The following is a 22819-nucleotide window of genomic DNA, read 5'->3' as shown; positions in this document are numbered from 1 at the left end:
ACTAAACGTCGCGCGCGACGGGACCACGCTCGCGCATCTCCAGAATGACTTCGCGCTGAGCGACAGGAATGGTGATGTTGTGCTGTTTGAACAGGCGCCAGATGGCGCGATTCACATCCGAGCGCACGTTGTTGACGCCTTCCTGCGGATCGGCGATCCAGAAGCGCAGCTCGAGGTCGAAGCCGTAATCGTTGAATCCCATCATGCGCGATACCGGTTTGGGATCGCGCAGGATACGCGGCTGATCCTCGACCGCCTTGAGCAGAATAGCCAAGGCATGCTCCGGATCGTCCTTGTAACTCACGCGCACTGGCAACTTCAGGCGCACGCGCGGATCGGTGTAGCTCCAGTTGATGACGGGGTTGGTAATGAGATTCTGGTTGGGCACCAGTGTCTCGACGCCGTCGCGATCGCGCACCACCACGTAACGACCGCGCAACTCCTGCACCCAGCCGAAGCCTTCGGTGCTGGTGCCCGTGGTGCCGGTGAAGCTGATGACGTCGCCGGGTTTGATCGAGCGGTCCATCAGCAGCACGAAGCCGCTTACGAAATTGGCCGCGATGGCTTGCAAGCCGAAGCCCAGGCCGATGCCGATGGCGCCGGTGAGCACGTTCAACGTGGTGAGATCGAGGCCGGCGGCGTTCAGACCGAGCAGAATCGACAGTGCGATCAGGAACGCCTGCGAGAACTTCGAGATGCCGATGCGCATGCTCAGCGCCAGGCCTTGCATGGACATCAGGCGCCGCTCCACCCAGCGCGCCATCCACACCGCCACCATGATGAAGGCGCCGACGGTGAACAGGATCTTGATCACCGACCACAGCGTGATGCGCTTGTTGCCGGCGGTGATGCCGACGCTGTCGAGCGCCTGCACCAGCGGATCGAACCAGCCCAGCACGTGCAGCGCCAGCAGGCCCCAGATCACGAAGGTGATGACGTTGCCCCAGCCCTTGGTGCGGTTGCCGAGCGAGACGCGCACGACGTAGACGACGAAACGGATCAGCAGCAGCAGGCCGGACAGCGTGATCGCCAGATCGACCAGTTTGCTTTCGACCTTCAGCGCATGCAGCGCGCCGCCAAACGCGGCGATCAGAACCAGCGCCGCCAGATGCGGGCTGACGATGATCAGCGCTTCGGTCAGCCGGGCCTGAAAGCCCGTCTGGACCAGCGCCAGCTTGCCGCGCTCGGTACCGCGCACCTGGCGGCCGAACCACCACGCCACCAGGATGGCGAGGGCGATCGCTGCCAGTTGTAATAGCGACGACGGGGTGAGCAGGGCCTCCAGAGCCAGGCCTGCGTTATGCAGCAATTCCTGCATGGTTTAGGGTCAAGCGTTGAGGTCGGGGATGAGCTCGCTTTCCAGGCGAGCGATCTGATCCTTCAACATTAGTTTTCGTTTCTTGAGCCGTCTCAGTTGCACTTCGTTGACGTACAAGTCCATCTGCAAGCGGTGGATCACATCGTCCAGGTCGCGATGTTCGATGCGTAACTCCCGCAGCCGTTCCAGGCGTCGGAAAGTTTCAGTCTCGACGTTGTTTTCCGCTTCGCTCATCGGCGCGTACTTTAGCGCAAGCCGGACTAGTGATGTTGATCCTGGCCATCCGAAGCGCCCGTTGTGCGGCGCTGTGAGGGTGATGGCTGCTGATCGGCGCCACGGCGGCGAGCTCGCCAATCGGCGAGATCGAACACCTGGGCGCTTTCCACCGGAGCCGGCGGGGCGGCTGCTTCGGCGGGCGGCGGCGGGGTGAAGGTGGCGGACAGTGTCACGGACGGCGACTGAGGCGGCTGCCTGCGCCGCTCCTCGCCGGGTGCATAACCCACTGACTCGACTCGCCGGCCGAGCATGATGACGAATCCTTGACGGCGCTCGATGCTGTTGGCCGTGTAATCGAACACGTACGTACGGCGGAGCGCCCGCCGGCCATGCTCCCGAGCGAGCGACAGTCGCGCGAACGCGACAGTGCCGTCCAGGAACTGCAGGCTGAGACGCTGGCAAGCCTCCATGGCCGCGATGTTGGCTCGTTCACGCGCCGCGAGGCTGTCCTGCAGAAACCAGGCGACCCCGGCGGCCAACACGAGCAGCACCAAAGTGCCCCAACCCAATTCCATTAACCCACGTCTCCCGGCTCAAGCCGACTCACAGCTTGCCCTATCATAAGGCCGCCGTCGTTCCGAAGAAGTCGAGATTTCGCTTGAGCACGTCACTGATTTCCGCCGCCGGGTCCGTGACCTCCCTGCCGCAGTGGGAGGCTATCGATACTGTATTACTGGACATGGACGGCACGTTGCTGGACCTTCGATTTGACAATTATTTCTGGCTGGATCTGGTTCCGGAGCGCTACGCCGCCCAGCACGGCCTCACGCTGGAGCGTGCCCGCGAGGTGCTGAGGCCGATGTTCCTGGCCACGCAGGGAACGCTGGACTGGTATTGCACGGATTTTTGGACGCGCGAGCTGTCGCTCGACATCGCCGGAATGAAACACGAAGTGCGCGAGCACGTGCGCTTCCTGCCCGGCGCGGAAGAGTTTCTGCGCGCGTTACGCCACAAGGGCGTCCGGATCGCGCTGGTAACCAACGCGCATCGAGACAGCCTGAAAGTAAAGGCGACGCAGACCGGCTTGCTGAATTATTTCGACGTGGTGTTCAGCTCGCACAGCTTCGGCGTGCCCAAGGAACACCCGGACTTCTGGCGCCAGCTCGAAGCGGCGCTCCACTTCGACCCGGCCCGGACGTTATTCGTCGATGACAGTCATGCCGTGCTCAGAGCGGCGCAGAGGCACGGGATCGCGCATATTTTCGCGATCTCCAAGCCCGACTCGACCATGGACAAACGAAATGTCGCCGAGTTCATGTCGGTGGAAGCCGTGAGTCATCTGCTCGATGAGCTCGGTCGAGGCGACCACCGACGCAGTTGATCAGGTCGTTTCCGGAGACGGTGGCGCGGCGTTCGTTCCACTCGAACGTTTGCTACGACGTCGACGACGTCTCTTTCTCGGCGGTGCTTCGTGCGCGCTTTCGCCGTTGGCGCTCGGTGCGCTCGAATCTGCGGCGATAACTTGGGGCGCGGGCGCTTCAGCAGGCGCGAGGCGAGGCGTTGAATGACCGCCGCCACCGCCACCACGGCGACGATCGTCGCGACGGCCGCCGCTGCGACCGCCGCCGGGCTTGCCTTTGCCTCGGCCGCCCCCACGATCAGCAAAGTGGCGTCGTGGCACTCGCGCGGGAGAGACGATCTCCGGCAGCATGTCACTCGCAACGCCGGCGACCGGCAACTTGCGACCGATGTACGCTTCGATGTCCGGAAGGGAAATCACGTACTCCTCGCACCCGAAACTGATCGCATCGCCTTCGGTGCCGGCACGCGCGGTGCGCCCGATGCGGTGAACGTAGTCTTCCGGATCCTGCGGCAGGTCGTAGTTGAACACGTGACTCACATCGGGAATGTGCAGGCCGCGTGAAGCGACATCGGTGCCGATCAGCACCGCCAGCGTGCCCTCGTGAAAATCACGAAGCATGCGCAAACGTTTACGCTGAGGCACGTCGCCAGAAATCGCTTCCGCGTTGATTTCGTTCGCGCGCAGAAGTGCTTCGATTTCCTCGGCTGCGCGGCGAGTGTTCACGAACACCATGCTGCGTCGCGGATCCATGTGCTTGAGCAGCCCGACCAGCAGGCGCGGTTTCTCGTCGTTGGACGGGTAATAGATAACCTGACGGACTCGGTCCACGGTCATCTTGTCCGGCTCGATGCGCACCAGGGTCGGCTCGTTCATGTGCTCGTACGCGAGCTCTAGCACGCGATGGGACAGCGTCGCGGAGAACAGCATGTTCAAGCGCGCTTGCGGATCGGGCAGCCGCCGCAGGATGTAGCGGATATCCGCGATGAAGCCGAGATCGAACATGCGGTCGGCTTCGTCGAGCACCAGCACTTGAACCGAGCGCAGATCGATCACACGTTGCTTGACGAAGTCGATGATTCGGCCCGGCGTGCCCATCAGGATGTCGACGCCCTGCTCGAGATGATGCTTCTGTTTTTCGTAATCGACGCCGCCGAACGCGAGTCCGAGTTGCAGGCCAGTGTGCGAGCCGAGCACCTCGGCGTCGCGATGGATCTGGACCGCCAGCTCGCGCGTTGGGGCGATGATCAAAGCCCGCGGTGCATTCAAGCAGCGTGACGCCGGCGGCGGCTCTCGCATCAGGCGCGCATACATTGCCACTAGAAATGCCGCGGTTTTTCCCGTTCCAGTTTGCGCCTGCCCCGCCACGTCAAGGCCGGCGAGCGCCTGAGGCAGGGTTTGCGCCTGGATGGGCGTGCAACGCTCGAACGAGGCGTCGGCGAGGCCCTTCTGCAGAGCTTCCGGCAGATGCAGGCTGGAAAAGGACAGCTCGGTTAAGTGCGAATCAGCCATTCGATATGAATTACCTGTTGGAAAAGAGGGGGGCGCTTGCAAATTGGCAGGCACCCGGTTTTAATAAGCCTCAACGAAGCGGACTCATCCGCACCTGCCCCGAACGGAGCACTGGCTCCAAGCCCCTCGAAGACGTGACCCTTGGTGGAGTATCTCTTGCGATACTCAAGAGGGTGCTCAAGGGGATACTCAAGCGGCCCATTGATCGGATGGCGCGAGTAACGAGACCGAGCAGACTGGCTTACTTCGAGCACGAGCACCGCTCACACAGGTTTTTCCAAGCAAATTTCACGCGGCCTTCGTATGGAGATCGGTCCAAGGCAACCCACGTTGTACTAAGTGGCAGTAGGCCCGGGCATTGTGCCCGACCGGACACACTCAAGTCACCCGGTCATTTTTCGCCGACCCCTGACGGCGCACACCAACACTTCATTTTCCCAACAACCACCCCCGTCCATTCCATCCATCACCCCCGGAGAGTTTTCTGGTGAGCAGCGAGACGATTGTGCATGTCACCGACGCCAGCTTTGAAGATGACGTCGTCAAGGCCAAGGGCCCGGTCCTGCTGGACTTCTGGGCGGAATGGTGCGGGCCCTGCAAGATGATTGCGCCGATGCTGAACGAGATCGCGACCGAATATAAAGAGAAGGTCACGATCGCCAAGCTCAACATCGACGAAAACCCCAAGACGCCGCAGCGATTCAATGTGCGCGGCATTCCCACCCTGATTCTCTTCAAGAACGGTCAGGTCGAAGGCCAGAAGGTGGGAGCCCTCCGTAAATCAGACCTGGCCGCATTTCTGGACAGCAAACTGTGAGAGGCTATCTCGGCAATCAGGCCCGTAATCGCCCGGGCAACAAAGGCGGCGGCGGCGGTGGCCGCTCCAATCGCGGCAACAACGACGGCAACCGCGGCAATCGCGGCAACCGCGGCGGAAACAACGACGATCACCGTGGGCAGGGAGCGCAACACGACGACCTGCCGATGGATGACGCGTTCGACGGCGACGACGTCGGCGTAATTTCCCCAGCGGAGCTGGCCGCATCCCGCCAGTCCATGAACCTGACTCAGCTGAAGCTGAAGCCGGTGCCGGAGCTGGTGGAGATCGCGCAGAAGATGGGGCTGGAGAACCTGGCCCGTTCGCGCAAGCAGGACATCATCTTCTCCATCCTCAAGGCGCATGCGCGCTCCGGCGAGGACATCTACGGCGACGGCGTGCTGGAAATCCTGCAGGACGGTTTCGGCTTCCTGCGCTCGGCCGACAGCTCGTACCTGGCCGGCCCCGACGACATCTACGTCAGCCCCAGCCAGATCCGCCGCTTCAACCTGCGCACCGGCGACTCCATCTCCGGCCTGATCCGTCCGCCCAAGGACGGCGAGCGCTACTTCGCGCTGCTCAAAGTGGGCGAGATCAATTTCGACTCCCCCGAAGGCGCCAAGCACAAGGTGCTGTTCGAGAACCTCACGCCGCTGCATCCGACCAAGCGCTTCAAATTGGAGCGCGGCAACGGCTCGAGCGAGGACCTCACCGCGCGCATCATCGATCTGGTGTCGCCGATCGGTAAGGGTCAGCGCGGCCTGATCATCTCCCCGCCCAAAGCGGGTAAGACGATGCTGCTGCAAAACATCGCGAGCTCGATCACTTCGAATCATCCCGATGTTTATCTGATCGTGCTGCTGATCGACGAACGTCCGGAAGAAGTGACCGAAATGGCGCGCACCGTGCGCGGCGAAGTGGTCTCTTCGACGTTCGACGAGCCGGCCACGCGTCACGTGCAAGTCGCTGAAATGGTGATCGAAAAGGCCAAGCGCCTGGTCGAGCACAAGCGCGACGTGGTGATCCTGCTGGACTCGATCACGCGTCTGGCTCGCGCCTACAACACCGTGGTGCCGAGCTCCGGCAAGGTGTTGACCGGCGGTGTCGACGCCAACGCCCTGCAGCGCCCGAAGCGCTTCTTCGGCGCGGCCCGTAACATCGAAGAGGGTGGCTCGTTGACCATTCTCGCCACGGCGCTGATCGACACCGGCTCGCGCATGGACGACGTGATTTACGAAGAGTTCAAGGGCACCGGTAACTCGGAAATCCATCTGGATCGGCGCGTGTCGGAAAAACGCGTGTTCCCGGCCGTGAATATCAATCGCTCCGGCACCCGCCGCGAGGAATTGATCACTTCCGCCGAAGAGCTGCAGAAGATCTGGATCCTGCGCAAACTGCTGCACCCCATGGACGAGCTGGCGGCCATCGAGTTCCTCATCGACAAGATGAAGGACACCAAGACCAACGGCGAGTTCTTCGACGCGATGAAGCGTTGATTTCTTAACGTATCGGCGCCGCCCTCCCATCCGGGAGGGCTCGCCCGATGTGCGCTCCATCACAAATTTCACATCGCTACGTGTTATTCGCAGTGACGTCGGCCGTCGATGCGAAACCGTTCTCTGTTCCCCGGCCCCCGTCTAATTAACTTGTATGAATCGAGGGCCCTACGGAACCGAAGGGAAGGCCGGGTGAACCCGGCGCACGCGCATGTCCGACTCACGCTCCGATTCGCCGACGCTACGCTTGCGCCGTTTGGACGCATCGGCGCTGGAGCTTGCCGAGCTCATGCGCGAGGGTCGCATCACGACTCTGTTTCAGCCCATCGTCGATCCGCGCTCGCGTGGCATCGTCGCGCATGAGGCGCTGACGCGCGGTCCTTCGGACAGCTGGCTGCACGCCCCACAAAATCTTTTCGAAGCGGCGCGTCGCGCGGACCTGAAAGTCGAGCTCGATTTTCTTTGCATCCAGAACGCTTTCAAGCGTTTCGTGGCTGCGCGCGTGGCCGGGCAATTGTTCATCAACGTTTCTCCCGACACGATTTACGAACATCCGAATTTCGCCGAACGCTTCGTCGAGTTCGCGCGCAGCGCCGGCATGCCGATCGATCGCGTGGTCATCGAGCTCACCGAGGAAAGTCTGCTGGAGGACTACGACCGTTTGCGCTCGGCGATGCAACGTTTGCGCGAAGCCGGTTGCGCCGTCGCCATCGACGACCTCGGCGCCGGCTCGTCGGGGCTGCGCACGTGGTCGGAGCTGAAGCCAGATTACGTGAAGATCGATCGTTACTTCGTCACCGGCATCGATGCCGACGCCACCAAGCTCGAGTTCGTCCGCTCCATGCTCGACATGGGTCGCGCCATGGGGTGCCGTGTCATCGCCGAGGGCGTGGAGACCGAGCGCGAATGTCGCGAGCTCGTGGATCTCGGGCTCGATCGTCTGCAAGGTCATTTGTTCGGTCGCCCGAGCATGGCGCCGATGGCGGCGTTACAACAGGTGGAGTCGCTGGATCGTTCCATCGTTACTTACGCGGTGCTGTGCGCCGAGCACATCGCGAACTACGTGCAGCCGGTGCCTCCGGAAATGCGCGTCACCGAGGTCGCGGATTTGTTCCGTGACAATCCCGAGCATCTGAGTTTCCCAGTAGTGCAGGACGGCCGCCCGCTGGGCGTGGTCCGTCGCGAACGGTTGTTCGACCTGCTCGCCAAGCCGCTGCATCCGGAGATCTTCAACAAGAAGCCGGTCACCGCCGTGATGGAATCGCCCACGCTGATGATCGACGGCCAGTTGCGCCTGGAGCAGGTCAGTCGTCTGGTGACTCAGAAGAGCCGGCCGCGCCTCACCGAAGAGTTCGTGATCACCAAGGATGGGCGCTATCACGGTCTGGGCCAGACCATCGACGTGCTGCGGCTGATCACCGAGCAGCAGCTGCAGTCGGCGAAACATTCCAATCCGCTGACCCTGCTGCCCGGCAACGCCGCGGTCCGCGCCACCATCGACAAGCTCATCGAGGCGCGCAAACGTTTCGTCGTCGCGTACTTCGATCTGGATTCGTTCAAACCTTACAACGATGTGTATGGCTACGCGCACGGCGACCAGGTGATTCTGCACCTGGCCGCGCTGCTCAAGAATCATTCCTCGGCACGGCTGGATTTCATCGGCCACGTCGGTGGCGACGACTTTCTGGTGGTGCTGCGTTCGGCCGACTGGCGGGAGCGCGTGGTCAACGTGCTCGATCGCTTCTCTGAAACTGTCGGCAACTTCTATTCACCCGAGCACGCCGCCGCCAAGTCCATCACCGCGATCGACCGCGACGGACGGCAGCGCAAGTTCCCTCTGCTGACCTTGTCCGTCGCTGCGCTGGATTCGGAGACCATGGGCGCCACCAGCGCGGACGCCGTCGCTCACCTGCTGGCGCACGTGAAGAAATACGCCAAGCAGCAGACTGGCAACAGCTTCGTCCTCCGCAGCGACGATCGCATCGTGGATCTTCTCGCCGCCGCTCGCCGGCCGTCGTCCGATATGCTGCCGATGGAGCAGCTGATGACCAGCGCCTGAGTTGTTCAGCTGCCGCTCTTGCCTCGGGGCGCCAGGTGCTCCGCCAGGAATGTTTCCATCTCGGTAAGCACGCGAATACGCGATTCGCCACGCGACAACCAATGATCCTCGCCGGGCAGCTCGACGAACTTCACGGGTTTGCGCTTGGACTCCAGCGCTTTCAGCATGACGCGCGCCTGCTCGGGCGGCACTACTGTGTCGCTGCTGGCGTGGAGCAGCAGGATTGGGGCGCGAATCCCATCGGCTGCGCGCGCCGGCGACTTCGCGGCGACATTTTCATCGGTGTGTGAGCCGATGTGCTCGGACCAGTAAGCCACGGCGTCCGACTCCTCGCCGCTCGAGCTACGTTCGTATTTGAGCATCATGGGCAGATCGGTCACGCCGTTGATGCTGATGGCGCATGCATACAGCTCCGGAGTGAATGCCGCCCCGGCGAGCGCGGAGTAGCCGCCATAACTGGCGCCGGCGATGCAGATGCGGCTTGCATCCGCGATGCCTCGCGTCACCATCGCTTTGACACCGTCGGTGACGTCGTCCTGCATCAGTCCGCCCCATTGCCTGTAGCCGGCTTTGACGTGCGCTTCGCCGAAGCCGGTCGAGCCGCGGAACTGCGGCTGGAGCACGGCGTAACCGCGTGAAGCCAGAAACTGGGCCAGCCAGTCGAACCCGGGCTCGTCGCGCGACATAGGTCCGCCGTGTGGCAACGCCACTAGCGGTAGCTGTTTCGCTTCGACACCCGCGGGCAATGTGAGATAGGCGGGAATTTCATAACCGTCGCGCGCCTGGTAGCTGATGGCCTGTACCTCGCCCAGGGTTGCGTTTTCCAGGCCCGGATATTTCTCCCCGAGGATGTCGGCCGCGCCACGCTTGTAATCGATCAAATAGAAGGTCGAAGGTTTCGACCACGTGAATACGTCGACCAGCACGCGCGTCTGGTCTTCGGAGCGGCCCAGCACATGCGCGTGGACGCCGTTGAAAGTCTTGAGCAGGCCTTCAGCTCGCTTACGCGCCCGTTCGTCGATCCACTGGATCTTCGGCTGGAGGCCTTCGAGCCATGCGCCTTGAACCTGGCCGGTATAGGGGTCGAGTACCGGCGCGGCGATCTCGTGTTGCGAATCCTCGAGCAGGATTTCCGGCGCTCCGCCCGCCACCGGCAGGCGCCACAGTGCGGTGTGAGGACGCCCCAAGGCAGCGAACATCAATAGCGCCGAGCCGTCGTCCGTGACGCCCGCGACCGTGGGTTGCTCGCCAGTCTCCAGCTCGAATATTTCTTTATAGCTCTGGTCGCGCCGGTGAAAGATCTCGAAGCGCTGCCGTTGCGGGTGCCATTCGACGCGCGCGACCGGCTGCCCGTTGCGACCGACGATCCAGTCTTCGGTATAAGGAGTACCATTGCCGAGCGTGCGGGCCTCGCCGGTGGTGGTATCGACTTCGAACAAGTCGTAAGTCCAGCCGGCATCCTTCCGGCCGCCCGCGATATGCGAGCCGGTCTCCTGCCGGTAATTGGTTTCGGAAAAGGACCAGCTCGCCATCAACACTTTTTTCGGCGTGGTCGTGCGGGGCGCCACCAGTTGCATGCCGGTGACGTCAGAGAGTTCCGGCCGGTCCAACAGGAAACGGGACTGGCGCGTACGCACGTTCAGGGCGTTGATCCGCCACCATTCGAATGCCGTGTACTTGCCGTTGGACAGGCGTACCGAATGGGTGACGCTCTGATGGATCAGCAGAATGTCGTCGTCCGCCCACTCGATGCCGCGGATCTTGTTCTTTTCGTCGGCCCCGGTGCGTAGCAGTCTCGTGTTCTTGGCGAGATCGAGGACCTCGATGACGGGGCGCGCGCCGCTATTGTCGATCCAGGCCACCTGCTGGCCGTTCGGACTCAGCGCCGGGGTCCTCATCGCCGGGATCGCGCCGAAGGCGGCGACCGGCGGCCGCGCTGGCTCCGCTGTTTGCGCAGTCACGGTCCATGTTCCCAACAACAGCGAAACCGCAGCCATGGCGGCTACCTGAACGCGTGTCATCTCCCATCCTCGGTGCTGTAATTGTTTCCTGTTCGCGCAGTATATCTGTAGTTCGTGCAAAGCTCAGTGCTGGGGGATTCAGGGATTCGCTGAGTAGTGTCAACCTGCAAGCTGGACGAACGTTCAATCACGTAAGCAGCGCTGGAGAGAATTTAACAGTGACACTCGGAGCCATCATTGCCGCTAATCGCTTCGGGCTTGGAGCCCGGCCGGGCGAGTTGCGTGACATTGGCGGCGACGCTCGAGGTTGGCTGCTGAAGCAAATCATGAATGCACGCCCGGCGCCGCGGGAGCTCAGCGGGCTGGCGTCTTCGGCCGAAGCGTTTCAGCTCTTTGCAGAGGCCCTGCGGCGGCGTCGGCAGGAACGGAACGCCGCGCCGAGCGAGAAAGAAGTTAAAGGCGATGACAAGCCGCGCATGGAGAACGAGCCGCGCGAGAAGCTCGCGGCCATCTATTTGGAGCAAGTCGCTGCTCGTTACCGTATCGCTGTCCGGACCGAGGAGCCGTTTCGCGAGCGGCTGGTGCATTTCTGGACCAATCATTTCGCTGTATCCGCCGACAAGGCGCAAGTGGCGGGGCTGGCTGGGGCGCTGGAGAACGAGGCGGTCCGGCCGAACGTTGCCGGGCGCTTCGAAGATTTGTTACTGGCGGTCGAGTCGCACCCGGCGATGATTTTCTATCTGGACAATCAGGCGTCCATCGGGCCCAGCTCGCTTCTCGCGCAACGGGCGGCGAAACGCGCCAAGGGTAATCCCAAGCTCGACATCAACGAGAATCTGGCGCGTGAGATTCTGGAACTGCACACATTGGGCGTCGACGGCGGCTACTCGCAGAAGGATGTCACTACCTTTGCTCTTGCTCTGACGGGCTGGTCCATTGCAAATGGGCGTGGCAAGGAGTCGGAGCGCGTCGGGCAATTTCAATTTCGTGAGCAAGTGCATGAGCCGGGCGCGAAGAGCATTCTGGGCAAGAGCTACAAGGACGACGGTGTCGCGCAGCCGCGCGCAGTGCTCCATGACCTTGCCATGCATCCCGCGACAGCAACGCACGTAGCAACCAAGTTGGCGCGACACTTCATCGCCGACCAGCCGCCGCGCAGCGCGGTTGAGAGGTTGGCGAAAGTATTTCGTGACACTGAAGGCGACTTGCCGTCATTGCATCGTGCGTTGGTTGAGTGTCCTGAAGCTTGGGAACAGGTGTCGACAAAGTTCAAAACGCCGCACGACTATGTGGTCTCGACGTTTCGGATGTTGGATTTCATTCCGCCCCAACCGCGGCAGATTCTGGCGCCATTTCAACAACTCGGTCAGCGGCCGTACACGCCCGGTTCGCCGGCCGGCTGGCCGGACACGGCCAGTCAGTGGGACGGCCCAGACGCCTTGCTCAAGCGTATCGAGTGGGCCACCGCTGTTGGTAAGCGCGTGGGTTCGAATGTGCATCCGTTGGACGTCGGCACGCAGTCGCTCGGTAGCGCGCTCAGCGAGCGCACTCGCGTGGCGATCTCTCGTGCGGAAAGTGGCGCGCAAGGAATGGCGCTGCTGCTGGCCAGCCCGGAGTTTCAGCGCCGATGAATAACGCCGCCGCAGTTGTTTTTGATGCCCGCCGCTGGCTCGGAAAAGCGAGCGACCGCGGGCTTGCGCGCCCGCGCGCCGCAGGTTTTCTTGATGCCCGCCGCCGGCTCGTAAAAGCAAGCGATTGCGGGCTTATGCGCGCGCCCGCCGCAGGGTTTGTTGATGCCTGCCGCGGGTTCGGAAAAGCAGCGGTCGCGGACTTGTGCGCGTGAGGTGATGCGAGTGGGAACATTGAACAGACGCGAGTTCGTGATCTCGTCCGTGCTGGGTAGTGCGGCGACTTTGTTTCCGCGGGTCCCGTTGGCGGCGACGAAGAGTGATGCGCGCTTCGTGTTGGTGATCTTGCGGGGTGCGCTTGATGGGCTTGCGGCCGTGCCTGCGTACGGCGATGGCAGCTACGCCGCCAAGCGGGGCGTGCTTGCGATCACGTCGCCATCGCAAAAGCTGGACGGCATGTTCACGCTCCATCCCTCGCTGACTCACTTGTATCAGCGGTATCACGAGAAAGAGCTGGTCGTGTTTCATGCCGTCGCCTCGCCCTATCGCGAGCGGTCGCATTTCGATGGGCAGGACCTGTTAGAGAGCGGCACCGCGCAGCTCGAAGGCGCGCGTGATGGATGGCTCAACCGTGCGCTGGGCGTTATGCCAGCATCAAAGGCGCGTAGCACCGATCAAATTGCAGTCGCGCTTGCGCAAAACGTTCCGTTGGTCTTGCGAGGCGAAGCAGCCGTGAACTCCTGGGCGCCTTCGCGCCTGCCGGACGCGGATGAAGACACGCTGCAACGAATCGCCGACCTGTATTCCACGGACGAGTACTTCGCCACTCGCCTGCAAGCGGCCCTAGCCGCAGATGGCATTGCCGGCGAAGGAATGATGATGGATGGCAAGCGCGACCCACTCAACGGCTTCAAGTCCGTGACTTCGGCAGCCGGCAAGTTCCTCGCCGCGCCCGATGGCCCACGAATCGCCGTGATAGAAGTGGGCGGCTGGGACACACACGCCAATCAAGGCGCCGAGCAAGGGCAGCTGGCGAATCGTTTGCGCAGCCTCGATCAGGGCTTGGAAACATTACGCACTTCCCTGGGCGCGGCATGGAAGGACACCGCGATGCTCGTCGTGACCGAGTTCGGCCGAACCGTCGCTGTGAACGGCAGTCGCGGCACCGACCATGGCACCGCGACGTGCGCATTCCTAATCGGCGGCGCCGTCGCCGGCGGTCGCGTGATCGCCGACTGGCCAGGTCTGGCCAGCAGCGACTTATATCAAGAGCGCGATCTCAAGCCGACGCTCGATCTGAGATCTGTCTTCAAAGGCGTACTCGCCGAGCATCTGCTCGCGAGCGAGGCTGACCTAGAAACGAGCGTGTTTCCAGGCAGCGGGCGCGCGAAGCCGCTAGAAGGACTCGTGCGCAAGGCTTAGCAGCACGAATTGGGCAGCAATCTGCTGCCCAGTTGCTTGCGCGGGCGCGAACTCGCGCAAGCGAGCCCGCGTTGGATTAACAGGCGCTGATTACTTCCTCCCCAGCCGATACAACAGCACCGCCAGCCGCTGCGTCTGAATCTTGTACGTGCGCAGATCGGCGAATTCTTCCGGCGTGTGCGAGCCGCCGCCGAGCAGGCCGAGGCCGTCGAGGGCCATGTCGACGTGATCGGCCGCGAAAGAAATATCCGCCGCGCCGGCGTTGCGTGGGTTGACTTCGGTCACCGCGCCGAAACCAAGGTCCTTGCTGACGGCATCGTACATGGACAGCAGCTTGCGGTTACCTTCAGTCGGCGCCATCGGTGGATAACTATCGGTGAATTCGATCTCCGCCGACGTGTGCGGCAAGCTCGCTGCCACGACCTTGCGCATTTTCGCTCGTGTGTCTTCCAGTTGCTGGACGGTCAAGGTCCGCAGATCGCCTGACGCGATCGCGACCGGCGTGACGATGTTGTTCTTGCCGGAGAGCGACGCGCCGAGTGGCTGGCCCTTGAAGTCCACCTGAGTGCTGCTGGCGATCAGGCCGGGATTGAACGTCACGAACTCTTCGCCGCGCACTTGCTCGTAGAAACCATTGAGGATGCGGCCCAGCTCATACGCAGCGCCCGCGCCGACGTCGTCGGAAAAGATCTGCGACGAATGCGCGCTCTTGGCCTTGACCTTCACGACCCAGCCCGTCGAGCTGCGGCGAGCAGTCACGGCAGTCTTTGGGTTATCGGCAGCGTTCTCCAGGCCGATGGCAATGTCGGCGGCCTTCGCCGCTTCGATCAGATCGCGACGGGCGAGGTCGAGCGGCCGGCCGGAATCTTCTTCATCTCCATGCAGGACCACAGTGAGCTGCAACGAATCGAGCAGCTTCGCCTGCTGAAGCGCGTCCATCGCGGCCAGCCCGACAATGATGCCGCCCTTCATGTCAGCCGCGCCCGGACCGCGAGCGATGTTTTCATCCACGCGTTCCCAGCGCTGGAACGGATGATTGGGCTCGAACACCGTGTCCAGATGTCCGATGAGCAGCACATGCGGCCCGCGGCCGGGGCGCGTGGCGACGAGATGCCCGGCGCGTTTAAACGGCGTTCCGTCTATCCAAGTGACTTTGAACCCGAGCGCCTCGAAACGAGGCCGCAGCAGGTCGCCGACCTTGCGCACGCCGGCGAAGTTCATGGTGCCGCTGTTGACGTTGACGATCTGCTCCAGCAGCCCGATCGAGGCCTTTTCGCCGGCGGTCACGTGGCTGACCAGCGCCTGTTCCGTTGTATCCAATGGGTTCTTCTTGACGTCGGAATAGGCCGGCAGCGTGCAGGCAAGCGAGGCGAGGGCAACGAACGTGCGCGCCAGATCGCGTGAGCCAGATCGCATAGTGGAATTTCCTCTTTCGGTCGAGAGGCCGCATGATACGCGAGGGCCCGAGGCTGAATCTTCCCAAACCTCATGAGCGTTTCCGAACCCGGCAACACGCCCGCACCCGCGGTGACCGCGGAAGGTGAGGCATTTCCGTCCGCCCCGCGGCGCTTGCAGTACGTGGACATGGACGCGCCTGGCCCAGGCCAGAGCGTCGCCATCGCGCCCGGAGTGCGCTGGGCCCGCATCCCGCTGCCGCTGGACCTGAATCACATCAACGTGTGGCTGATGGAGACCGACGACGGTTGCATCGTGGTCGACACCGGCATGGCCGCGTCGATCGGCAAGGACGCGTGGGAGAACATCGAGCGCGATTACTTTTCGCAGCGGCCCCTGCGAGCGGTATTCACCACGCACATACATCCAGACCACATCGGCCTCGCGGCGTGGTTGCAAGAACGGTTTAGCGTTCCCGTGCTCATGTCGCGGCGGACGCACGAGCTCTCGCGAGCCATGTGGGGCGGCGAGGGCAGGTCGTTGTTGAGCGAGGCCGAGCAGTTCTTTCAATCGCACGGCGTGACCGACGAGACCCAGATCCGGGCGATGTTTCGACCCGAGCGCTTCGCCCGCATGACCAGCGGCATGCCGACGGTCGAACGCTTCGTCGCCGACGAGGAGGTTCTACGCTGGGGCGTGGGCGAATGGACCGCGCTGGAAACCGATGGTCACGCCGAAGGCCACCTGTGCCTGTCGAACCCCACCCTGCGGCTGTTGATCAGCGGCGATCAAGTGCTGCCGACCATCTCGTCCAACATCAGTTTCATGTTCGGACATGGCGATCCCAATCCGCTGGGCTCGTTCCTGAGCTCGTTGCAGCGACTGCGCGCGCTCTCAGAAGACACGCTGGTGTTGCCAGCGCATGGCGTGCCGTTTCGCGGACTGCGGCAGCGGGTCGACGATCTCACCGGCCATCACCTGGAGCAGCTCGACAAACTGGCGGCGCTCTGCACGGAGCCAAAGGTCGCCATGGACGTGCTGCCATTTATGTTTCGCCGTGAGCTCAAGGATATGCACTTGTTCCTGGCGTTGGGGGAGGCGCTGGCGCATCTGGAGTATCTGGTTCATGCGGGTCGAGTCCGACGCGAGTGGCGCGCCGGACTCATCAATTACATCACTCTTTGATGGCCTAGTCTTTAATGGGATGGGCACCGACGATTTTTCCGACGGTCGCCCGCTCGCTGATCCGCAGCTCGACCGGGCGATCGAAACGGAGCGTGCCGTTCACCACCGCGTCCGGACCGATGGTGATTTTCGGCTTGCGATTGTTCGAGAAGAACAAGGAGTCGGGCTTCTCGACCACGATGCCGCCGTCGACGCGCGAGCCGGCGCCGATCTCGATGTCGCCGTTGGTGGTCTTGATACCGTTGCCGATACGAGCGCCGTCGAGCTCGATGTCGCCGTTGACGTTCTGCACGTGGCCGCCCACCTGGGCCGATTTGGCGAGCACGATGGACCCGTTCACGGAGGTGACATCGCCGCGCACCTGTGCCTGCTCTTCGATGCGCAGCCGGCCGTTGACCAACTCGATGGATTCGACCTTGGCGCCGCGGTCCAGACTCACGTTGCCATTGACGGTATCGACATCGCCCACGCTGCCGTCACGGCCGATGTCGATCGAGCCGCTGACGGTTTCGAGGTCGCCGGCGGTGACCGAGTCCTCCAGCCGGATCGAGCCATTGACGGTTTCCACCGAACCCACTTTCCGGCCGCTGTCGACGCGGATGGAGCCGTTGATCTTGGATATATCCTCGCCATCGGCCCACAGCAGCGGGCTCGCCAGCACCAGAGCCGCCGCGCCCAACACCGCCAGTTTGTTCTTCATGGTCGCACCTCCGTCGTATTTGCAGGATTGGACGCGGCGGATGCGTGAAGGGTTGCAATGGGGGGTTGCAACTGCCTAGCGGCATTGAGCGAACGGCTGGTGTATCGTTCGCCGGACAGTCATTCGAGGTTTTGCATGCTCAGCATGGGTCCGCAGGTCGCCAACCTGGGGCAGGTCATTCAATTGGCCGTGGCGCCAGTGTTTCTTTTGGCAGGCGTCGGTACGACATTGAACGCGCTCGCGACGCGCGTCGGTCGCATCATCGATCGCGCCCGTACGCTGGAAGACAGGTTGGTGCACGCGAGTCCGGAGCAGGCGGAGGAACTGCACAAGCTGCTGCGCGTACTGTCCAAGCGCGCCACGCTGATCAATCGCGCGATCGGCTTGTCGGTGACATGCGGCTTGCTGGTATCGCTGGTGGTCGCGGCGTTGTTCATCAGCTCCGCGCTCGGCATTCACCTCGATGCGCCCATCGCGATCACGTTCGTGATCGCGTTGCTCGCCCTCGCGGCGGCGCTGATTTATTTCTTGCGCGAAGTGATTCTCGCGACCAACTCGCTATCGTTCGGCGGCGTGCGGCCGGTGTCGCCCGCCGTCGACAAAGCCGCGGCCGCGAAGCCCGTCGCCAAAGAATGACAGCCACGGACAAATTTGGCGCAAAAGTGCCGGTGCTCGTCGGTTCGCGCGATTCCGTGATCCACTGCACAACTCGGTGCGCGCGCCGCCCGGCATCATCGCGGTCTCATGATCCAGCCGCCGCCAGAACTCGTGGTTCAGCCCGATGCGTTTCGCGTCTCGAAGGAATCGACGCTGCTCGCTTGTGAGCTGCGCGGCGCGCTGGCGGTGTGTGTCTACGACGACACGCAGCCGGCCGGCGGTCTGCTGCATCTTCGCTATGTCGCCATCGCCAACGATCAGCCTCTCGATCTGACCGACAACACGTTGAGCTCGGATCTGTTGTTGATGGATCGTTTCTGCAAGGAGCTGCGCTCGGCGGGCGCACGCAAGCAGAGCTGGCGTGTGAGCATCTTCGGTCACACGCCCGATATGCCCGGCATGGAAGGACCGGCGGCGACGGTGATCGATCTCGCCAAGGCGTATTTCGCCGACGCGCGCTTGCCGGTGGAGTGCAAGGAGTTCAATCGACCGGCGGGCCTGATCGTGCGGCTCGATCCGCGGAATGGGCGTATCTGGGTCAACGCTACCTCGGACCCCAACGTTCGCCAGGCCGCGCCCATATAAGCCAGCTCATGTAGACTGGTCCGCATTCCTTCCTTACTCGCGGACCTCGATGGCGACTGACGTCCACGCTTCTCCGGCGGCGCCGACCCGCTGGTACAGCTCGCTGTATATCCAGGTGCTGATCGCCATCGCCATCGGCGTGCTGCTCGGCCATTACTTTCCCGAAACCGCCACGCACTTCAAGCCGCTGGGCGACGGCTTCATCAAGCTCATCAAGATGATGATCGCGCCCATCATCTTCTGCACCGTGGTCACGGGCATCGCCGGCATGGAGAACATGAAGGCGATCGGCAAGACCGGGGCCCTGGCGCTGTTGTACTTCGAGGTCGTGAGCACCATCGCGCTGATCGTCGGGCTGGTGATCGTCAACGTGGTGCAGCCCGGCGAGGGCATGAACGTCGACGTCTCGCAGCTGAGTGCCAAAGCGGTGGAGTCGTACGCCAAGGCGGCCGAGCAGCAGAGCGTCGTCGACTTCCTGCTGAACGTGATTCCCTCGACCATCGTCGATGCGTTCGCCAAAGGCGACATCCTGCAGGTGTTGCTGTTCTCGGTGCTGTTCGGCTTCGCGCTGCACGCCGTCGGCGACCGGGCCCGACCCATTTTCGATTTCGTCGATCGCTTCTCCGCCGTGCTGTTCAGGATCGTCGGCATGATCATGCGGCTCGCGCCCATCGGCGCGTTCGGCGCGATGGCGTTCACCATCGGCCAGTACGGCCTGGCGTCGCTCGCTTCGCTGGGCAAGCTGATGGCGTGCTTCTACGCCACGTGCCTGTTCTTCGTCTTCATCGTGCTCGGCGCGATCGCCAGACTGCATGGCTTCAGCATCGCGCGTTTCGTTCGTTACATCCGCGAAGAGTTGTTCATCGTGCTCGGTACGTCGTCCAGCGAATCGGTGTTGCCGCGGATGATGGCGAAGATGGAGCAGGCGGGCGCCGAGAAGCAGGTGGTCGGGCTGGTCATTCCCACCGGTTATTCGTTCAACCTCGACGGCACGTCCATCTACCTGACCATGGCGGCCGTGTTTATCGCGCAGGCCACCAACGTGCCCATGACCTTGCTCGACCAGCTCACGCTGCTCGGGGTGCTGCTGCTCACTTCCAAGGGCGCCGCCGGCGTCACTGGCAGCGGCTTCATCGTCCTGGCCGCCACGCTATCGGCGCTGGGCACACTGCCCGTCACGGCGCTGGCGCTGATCCTCGGCATCGATCGGTTCATGTCCGAGGCCCGTGCCCTCACCAATCTGGTGGGCAACGGGGTGGCCACCCTCGTGGTCGCGAAGTGGTGTCGGGCGCTGAACGAAAACCGCCTGCGGGAGGAACTGGGCTAGTATGGGCCGATGAGCTCAGTCGCCCCCTCCCCAGTCCCGCCGTCCGACCCCGCGGACATCGAATTCGTCCCCGTGACCACCCCGGAGCAGGTGGCCACGGTGGCAGCCCTGGCCCACACCATCTGGTACGAGTTTTACGTACCCCTGATCGGCCGGGCCCAGGTCGATTACATGGTCGGCAAGTTCCAGAGCGCCGCCGCCATGCAGGCCCAGATCGACCAGGGCTACGAATACTTCCTTGTGCGGCGGGCAGATGCGACCGGCCCCGCCGCCGAGATCGGCTACTGCGCCGTTCAGGAACAACCCGGAAGGGTGATGTTTCTCAGCAAGTTTTACTTGCACCATGCGGCCCGGGGTTCGGGAACCGGGCGTAGATGCATGGAGTTCATTGAGGGGCTCGCCCGGCGGCGCGGGCTCTCTCTGTTATGGCTGACCGTCAACAAGGGTAATCCGTCAGTGCAGGCCTATCGGCGGCTGGGCTTCCGGATTGCCGCAGAGCTGGTGATGGACATCGGCGGCGGTTTCGTAATGGATGATTATCGAATGGAAAAGGCGCTGCAGGCGCCCTGATATGGCCCCGCGGGTCGGGGCGCCCGCCCTCCAGAGCCAATCGGGGTCGCTTCGGTCGGAACGGGGCGACAGGTGTCGTTCAGCTGGCCGCCCCGATAGATTGGAGCCGGACACGGTTCCGCCGCACACGAGCGCCATCGAACGAATGGGCTCACGGACCGACTAACGACTTAAGAGATTGGGGCAATACTGCAAACGGTGATGAGCCTGTCCATCGACAAGGACCTTGGAGAGCAAGGCGAGAATGCACGGGCGGTCCTCGCCAGCTGGCTGGATGACTACATCGCCGGCCGGTGCGATCGTGCCGACATGCAAGCCCAGTTCTTGTCCGTCTGCCGCAGCAACCCGGACGCGCCCTGGGACGCGCTCGCGCTGCTGGATCAGTATCAGCGCCGCGGCCGCATCGACATGGCGCTGGCCCGCTCGCTCAAGACCGACATCGCGCAGCTGGTGTTCGGGGTCGCCAATCAAACCGAGACCAAGGATGAGGAGGCAGGCGACAAGCACGACACCACCGACGTCACCATCGATACGACCGGCTCGCGCTGGCGCAAGCTGATCGCCGACCGGGATCCGGATTCGATCAATTCGGAACCGGCGGTCGTGGATCCGTCAACAAGGCGCGGCGACGAGGAGGTCACGGCTTTCCGTCGCCCGAGCGACGAAGGCGCTACTGCTTTCCGTCGGCCCAGAGACGACGACGCTACTTCTTTCCGCCGCACCCGCGACGACGATGCGACCGCATTCCGGCGCGAGATGGAGGAGCCGCTGACGCGGCCACCGCCGGCCATCAAGCTGACCGAAGACGAGACCCTCCCGTCGAGGGACCGCAAGGACGACATCACTTCGACCACGCGGGCCCATGACCTCGCGAGCGACCGGCCTGCGCGAGCCTCGGCGGTGCCGCCACCAGGTCTGACGAGCGATGTGCTTCGGGACCGTTACGAGCTGATTTCCATCCTGGGCCGCGGCAGCAGTGGCACCGTGTACAAAGCCGTCGACCGCCATCGCGCGCATCTGGATGCCGCCTCGCGTTGTGTGGCCGTGAAGGTGCTCAAGCTCAACTACCACGACCGGCCCGACGAGCTGGCGCAGCTCGAGCGCGAGTTTCACGAAGCGCAGTCGCTGTCGCATCCCAACGTGGTCAGCGTCTTCGACCTGGATCGCGACGGCAATGTTTATTTCATCGTCATGGAGCTGCTCGAAGGCGAGCTGCTCGCGGACATCCTGAAGCGGCTGGATGGTCAGCCGATGGCTCGTCATCACGCGCTGGGCATCATCAGCAGCGTGGGCGCGGCGCTGGCTCATGCGCATCGGCGGAACATCGTTCATGCCGACTTGAAGCCGCGCAACATCATGATCATGTCGACGGGCGAAGTGCGCGTGCTCGATTTCGGTTTCGCGCGCGATCGGCCGCTCGATCTGCACACAGCTTCGGGATTGAACGAGGGGCCCGTCGCGGCGCCTGCCTATGCCAGCGTCGAACGCGTGAATGGCAGCGACCCGCATCCCAGCGACGACGTGTACAGCCTGGCGTGCATCGCCTACGAACTGCTTTCCGGTCGCCATCCGTTCGGCGGTCGATCGGCGCCGCTGGCTCGCGCGCATGGGCGGCAACCACAGCGCATTCCAGGCTTGAGCGGCAAGCAACAGCAGGCGCTACAGCGCGCGTTGCTGTGGACTCGCGGCGAGCGTCGCATCGATGTCGTCGAGCTGCTCGCGGCCTTGGGTTGTGGCGACGCTCCCAATCGGCTCGGACTGCCTTCGGAGCTGTCGATGCCGAGTACGTCGCGCTCGCGGTTTCATCGCGTCGCTAGTGCCCTGTTACTCGCTCTGGTGTTCGTGGCCGGTGGCTATTTGGTGTGGCAGTACGGTCTGTTGCCCAAGAACCTGACAAACGTGCTGCCGGTGAATCTTCCGACGGGAGATCGCGAGTTGCAGAGCGAATCGGCCGGCGGCAATGCAGCGCTCGATCAGGACGTGGAATCGGACGACACCGTGGACTCGCGACCGGTCGAAACGATTACGCCGCCGGCGGTCGCGCCGTTGCCGTCATCTGAGCAGGCGCCCCCGTCGAACGGGACGACGCAGAATCGTGCCGAGGTAGCCGCGCCAGCGACCGAGCCGGGCCGTTCGGAAAATCGAGTCGCTCAGTTGCCCGCGAGAGAACCGGCGCCGAGTGAGCAGCCATCTCGCACGCAGGTTGAGAAAGCGGCCCCATCGGCGGCGCCAACTCCCGCGCCCACTTCGGGCTCGGCGCGACCGGTGGTGATCGAATTCGACAAGGATAGTTACGTCACTTCGGAAGGCGACGGCTCGGTTCGTCTGCTCATCCGTCGCACCGGATCGACGCGTCGCGATGTTTCCTATACCTGGAACCTGCGCAGCAACTCCGCTGAAATGGGTTCGGACTTCGCCGGCATCGGGCCTGGCTCCGAGCGCATTCCCGCCGGCGTGCGCGAAGCTCACATCACCATCCCGCTGGTGCAGGACTCGATCAAGGAAACCACCGAGCTGTTCCTGGTCGAGCTGCAGGTCAACGAGGAAGGCGTGAATCTCGGCGAGCGCAGCAGCGCCGCTGTCATCATCGTGGACGACGATTGATCGCGCC

The 22819-nt window shown here is 63.1% G+C and carries 20 protein-coding genes; 13 read left to right on the top strand and 7 right to left on the bottom strand.

Annotated elements, in window-relative coordinates:
* Position 1: 1 nt before the first annotated feature.
* From VGD45_RS16550 to VGD45_RS16540, 3 genes are read right to left on the bottom strand one after another with little or no spacing between them, the layout of a single operon-like run.
* Positions 2-1318 (bottom strand): mechanosensitive ion channel family protein, encoded by a 1317-nt coding sequence (locus VGD45_RS16550; protein WP_331156434.1) that lies wholly within the window; start codon positions 1316-1318, stop codon positions 2-4.
* Positions 1319-1327: 9 nt separating this feature from the next.
* Positions 1328-1552 (bottom strand): YdcH family protein, encoded by a 225-nt coding sequence (locus VGD45_RS16545; RefSeq protein ID WP_116808299.1) that lies wholly within the window; start codon positions 1550-1552, stop codon positions 1328-1330.
* Positions 1553-1578: 26 nt separating this feature from the next.
* Complete coding sequence (locus tag VGD45_RS16540) at positions 1579-2109, bottom strand: DUF3301 domain-containing protein (protein ID WP_331156433.1); 531 nt, start codon at positions 2107-2109, stop codon at positions 1579-1581.
* A gap of 116 nt (positions 2110-2225) precedes the next feature.
* On the opposite strand from VGD45_RS16540, the gene yrfG reads away from it, so the two are divergent.
* Positions 2226-2915, top strand: a complete 690-nt coding sequence (gene yrfG / locus VGD45_RS16535; protein ID WP_414717584.1) for a GMP/IMP nucleotidase — start codon at positions 2226-2228, stop codon at positions 2913-2915.
* Here yrfG and VGD45_RS16530 read toward each other — a convergent pair whose 3' ends face one another.
* Positions 2916-4406 (bottom strand): DEAD/DEAH box helicase, encoded by a 1491-nt coding sequence (locus VGD45_RS16530; RefSeq protein WP_331156431.1) that lies wholly within the window; start codon positions 4404-4406, stop codon positions 2916-2918.
* A gap of 487 nt (positions 4407-4893) precedes the next feature.
* Here VGD45_RS16530 and trxA point away from each other — a divergent pair, with 487 nt between their 5' ends.
* From trxA to VGD45_RS16515, 3 genes are all read left to right on the top strand, one after another.
* Positions 4894-5223 (top strand): thioredoxin TrxA, encoded by a 330-nt coding sequence (gene trxA, locus VGD45_RS16525; protein ID WP_322110882.1) that lies wholly within the window; start codon positions 4894-4896, stop codon positions 5221-5223.
* Positions 5224-5462: 239 nt separating this feature from the next.
* Entirely contained in the window at positions 5463-6719 is a 1257-nt protein-coding gene (gene rho, locus VGD45_RS16520; protein ID WP_331156699.1) for a transcription termination factor Rho, read from the top strand.
* Positions 6720-6930: 211 nt separating this feature from the next.
* On the top strand, positions 6931-8778 hold the full coding sequence (locus VGD45_RS16515; RefSeq protein WP_331156430.1) for a bifunctional diguanylate cyclase/phosphodiesterase: 1848 nt from the start codon (positions 6931-6933) through the stop codon (positions 8776-8778).
* 5 nt (positions 8779-8783) lie between these two features.
* Here VGD45_RS16515 and VGD45_RS16510 read toward each other — a convergent pair whose 3' ends face one another.
* Complete coding sequence (locus VGD45_RS16510; protein ID WP_331156429.1) at positions 8784-10799, bottom strand: S9 family peptidase; 2016 nt, start codon at positions 10797-10799, stop codon at positions 8784-8786.
* A gap of 158 nt (positions 10800-10957) precedes the next feature.
* Between VGD45_RS16510 and VGD45_RS16505 the strand changes: the two genes are divergently transcribed.
* From VGD45_RS16505 to VGD45_RS16495, 3 genes are read left to right on the top strand one after another with little or no spacing between them, the layout of a single operon-like run.
* Entirely contained in the window at positions 10958-12370 is a 1413-nt protein-coding gene (locus tag VGD45_RS16505) for a DUF1800 domain-containing protein (protein ID WP_331156428.1), read from the top strand.
* Positions 12367-12582 carry a hypothetical protein gene (locus VGD45_RS16500; protein WP_331156427.1) on the top strand — a complete coding sequence of 72 codons (216 nt, stop codon included), beginning with the start codon at positions 12367-12369 and terminating at the stop codon, positions 12580-12582. Before VGD45_RS16505 ends, VGD45_RS16500 begins: the two co-directional genes overlap by 4 nt.
* 10 nt (positions 12583-12592) lie before the next feature.
* Complete coding sequence (locus VGD45_RS16495; protein WP_331156426.1) at positions 12593-13789, top strand: DUF1501 domain-containing protein; 1197 nt, start codon at positions 12593-12595, stop codon at positions 13787-13789.
* A 90-nt stretch (positions 13790-13879) separates the two neighbouring features.
* On the opposite strand, the gene VGD45_RS16490 is transcribed toward VGD45_RS16495, so the two are convergent.
* Positions 13880-15205: a M20/M25/M40 family metallo-hydrolase gene (locus tag VGD45_RS16490; RefSeq protein ID WP_331156425.1), complete on the bottom strand. Its 1326-nt coding sequence runs from the start codon at positions 15203-15205 to the stop codon at positions 13880-13882.
* Positions 15206-15277: 72 nt separating this feature from the next.
* Between VGD45_RS16490 and VGD45_RS16485 the strand changes: the two genes are divergently transcribed.
* Positions 15278-16369 carry an MBL fold metallo-hydrolase gene (locus VGD45_RS16485; protein ID WP_331156424.1) on the top strand — a complete coding sequence of 364 codons (1092 nt, stop codon included), beginning with the start codon at positions 15278-15280 and terminating at the stop codon, positions 16367-16369.
* Positions 16370-16373: 4 nt separating this feature from the next.
* Here the strand turns inward: VGD45_RS16485 and VGD45_RS16480 are convergent, their stop codons facing one another.
* Entirely contained in the window at positions 16374-17069 is a 696-nt protein-coding gene (locus VGD45_RS16480) for a hypothetical protein (RefSeq protein ID WP_331156423.1), read from the bottom strand.
* Between the two features lie 135 nt (positions 17070-17204).
* Here VGD45_RS16480 and VGD45_RS16475 point away from each other — a divergent pair, with 135 nt between their 5' ends.
* The 5 genes from VGD45_RS16475 (at position 17205) to VGD45_RS16455 (ending at position 22812) form a co-directional block, all read left to right on the top strand.
* Positions 17205-17705, top strand: coding sequence for a DUF2721 domain-containing protein (locus tag VGD45_RS16475; RefSeq protein WP_331156422.1), 501 nt, complete (start codon positions 17205-17207; stop codon positions 17703-17705).
* A gap of 108 nt (positions 17706-17813) precedes the next feature.
* Positions 17814-18311 carry a hypothetical protein gene (locus tag VGD45_RS16470; RefSeq protein WP_331156421.1) on the top strand — a complete coding sequence of 166 codons (498 nt, stop codon included), beginning with the start codon at positions 17814-17816 and terminating at the stop codon, positions 18309-18311.
* Positions 18312-18360: 49 nt separating this feature from the next.
* Positions 18361-19638: a dicarboxylate/amino acid:cation symporter gene (locus VGD45_RS16465; protein WP_331156420.1), complete on the top strand. Its 1278-nt coding sequence runs from the start codon at positions 18361-18363 to the stop codon at positions 19636-19638.
* Positions 19639-19710: 72 nt separating this feature from the next.
* Positions 19711-20208 carry a GNAT family N-acetyltransferase gene (locus tag VGD45_RS16460; protein WP_331156419.1) on the top strand — a complete coding sequence of 166 codons (498 nt, stop codon included), beginning with the start codon at positions 19711-19713 and terminating at the stop codon, positions 20206-20208.
* Between the two features lie 201 nt (positions 20209-20409).
* The gene (locus VGD45_RS16455; RefSeq protein ID WP_331156418.1) at positions 20410-22812 is read left to right on the top strand and encodes a protein kinase domain-containing protein; all 2403 of its coding nucleotides are present in this window, start codon (positions 20410-20412) and stop codon (positions 22810-22812) included.
* Positions 22813-22819: the final 7 nt, after the last annotated feature.

The sequence above is a fragment of the Steroidobacter sp. genome, from assembly GCF_036402275.1.
GTDB lineage: Bacteria > Pseudomonadota > Gammaproteobacteria > Steroidobacterales > Steroidobacteraceae > Steroidobacter.
This window is presented reverse-complemented; position numbering and strand designations above follow the sequence as displayed.

Coding starts and splice junctions, on each gene's coding strand:
- VGD45_RS16550 (WP_331156434.1), bottom strand. CDS start 1,318: ATGCAGGAATTGCTGCATAACGCAGGCCTGGCTCTGGAGGCCCTGCTC.
- VGD45_RS16545 (WP_116808299.1), bottom strand. CDS start 1,552: ATGAGCGAAGCGGAAAACAACGTCGAGACTGAAACTTTCCGACGCCTG.
- VGD45_RS16540 (WP_331156433.1), bottom strand. CDS start 2,109: ATGGAATTGGGTTGGGGCACTTTGGTGCTGCTCGTGTTGGCCGCCGGG.
- VGD45_RS16530 (WP_331156431.1), bottom strand. CDS start 4,406: ATGGCTGATTCGCACTTAACCGAGCTGTCCTTTTCCAGCCTGCATCTG.
- rho (WP_331156699.1), top strand. CDS start 5,463: ATGAACCTGACTCAGCTGAAGCTGAAGCCGGTGCCGGAGCTGGTGGAG.
- VGD45_RS16515 (WP_331156430.1), top strand. CDS start 6,931: ATGTCCGACTCACGCTCCGATTCGCCGACGCTACGCTTGCGCCGTTTG.
- VGD45_RS16510 (WP_331156429.1), bottom strand. CDS start 10,799: ATGACACGCGTTCAGGTAGCCGCCATGGCTGCGGTTTCGCTGTTGTTG.
- VGD45_RS16500 (WP_331156427.1), top strand. CDS start 12,367: ATGAATAACGCCGCCGCAGTTGTTTTTGATGCCCGCCGCTGGCTCGGA.
- VGD45_RS16490 (WP_331156425.1), bottom strand. CDS start 15,205: ATGCGATCTGGCTCACGCGATCTGGCGCGCACGTTCGTTGCCCTCGCC.
- VGD45_RS16485 (WP_331156424.1), top strand. CDS start 15,278: ATGAGCGTTTCCGAACCCGGCAACACGCCCGCACCCGCGGTGACCGCG.
- VGD45_RS16480 (WP_331156423.1), bottom strand. CDS start 17,069: ATGAAGAACAAACTGGCGGTGTTGGGCGCGGCGGCTCTGGTGCTGGCG.
- VGD45_RS16475 (WP_331156422.1), top strand. CDS start 17,205: ATGCTCAGCATGGGTCCGCAGGTCGCCAACCTGGGGCAGGTCATTCAA.
- VGD45_RS16470 (WP_331156421.1), top strand. CDS start 17,814: ATGATCCAGCCGCCGCCAGAACTCGTGGTTCAGCCCGATGCGTTTCGC.
- VGD45_RS16465 (WP_331156420.1), top strand. CDS start 18,361: ATGGCGACTGACGTCCACGCTTCTCCGGCGGCGCCGACCCGCTGGTAC.
- VGD45_RS16455 (WP_331156418.1), top strand. CDS start 20,410: ATGAGCCTGTCCATCGACAAGGACCTTGGAGAGCAAGGCGAGAATGCA.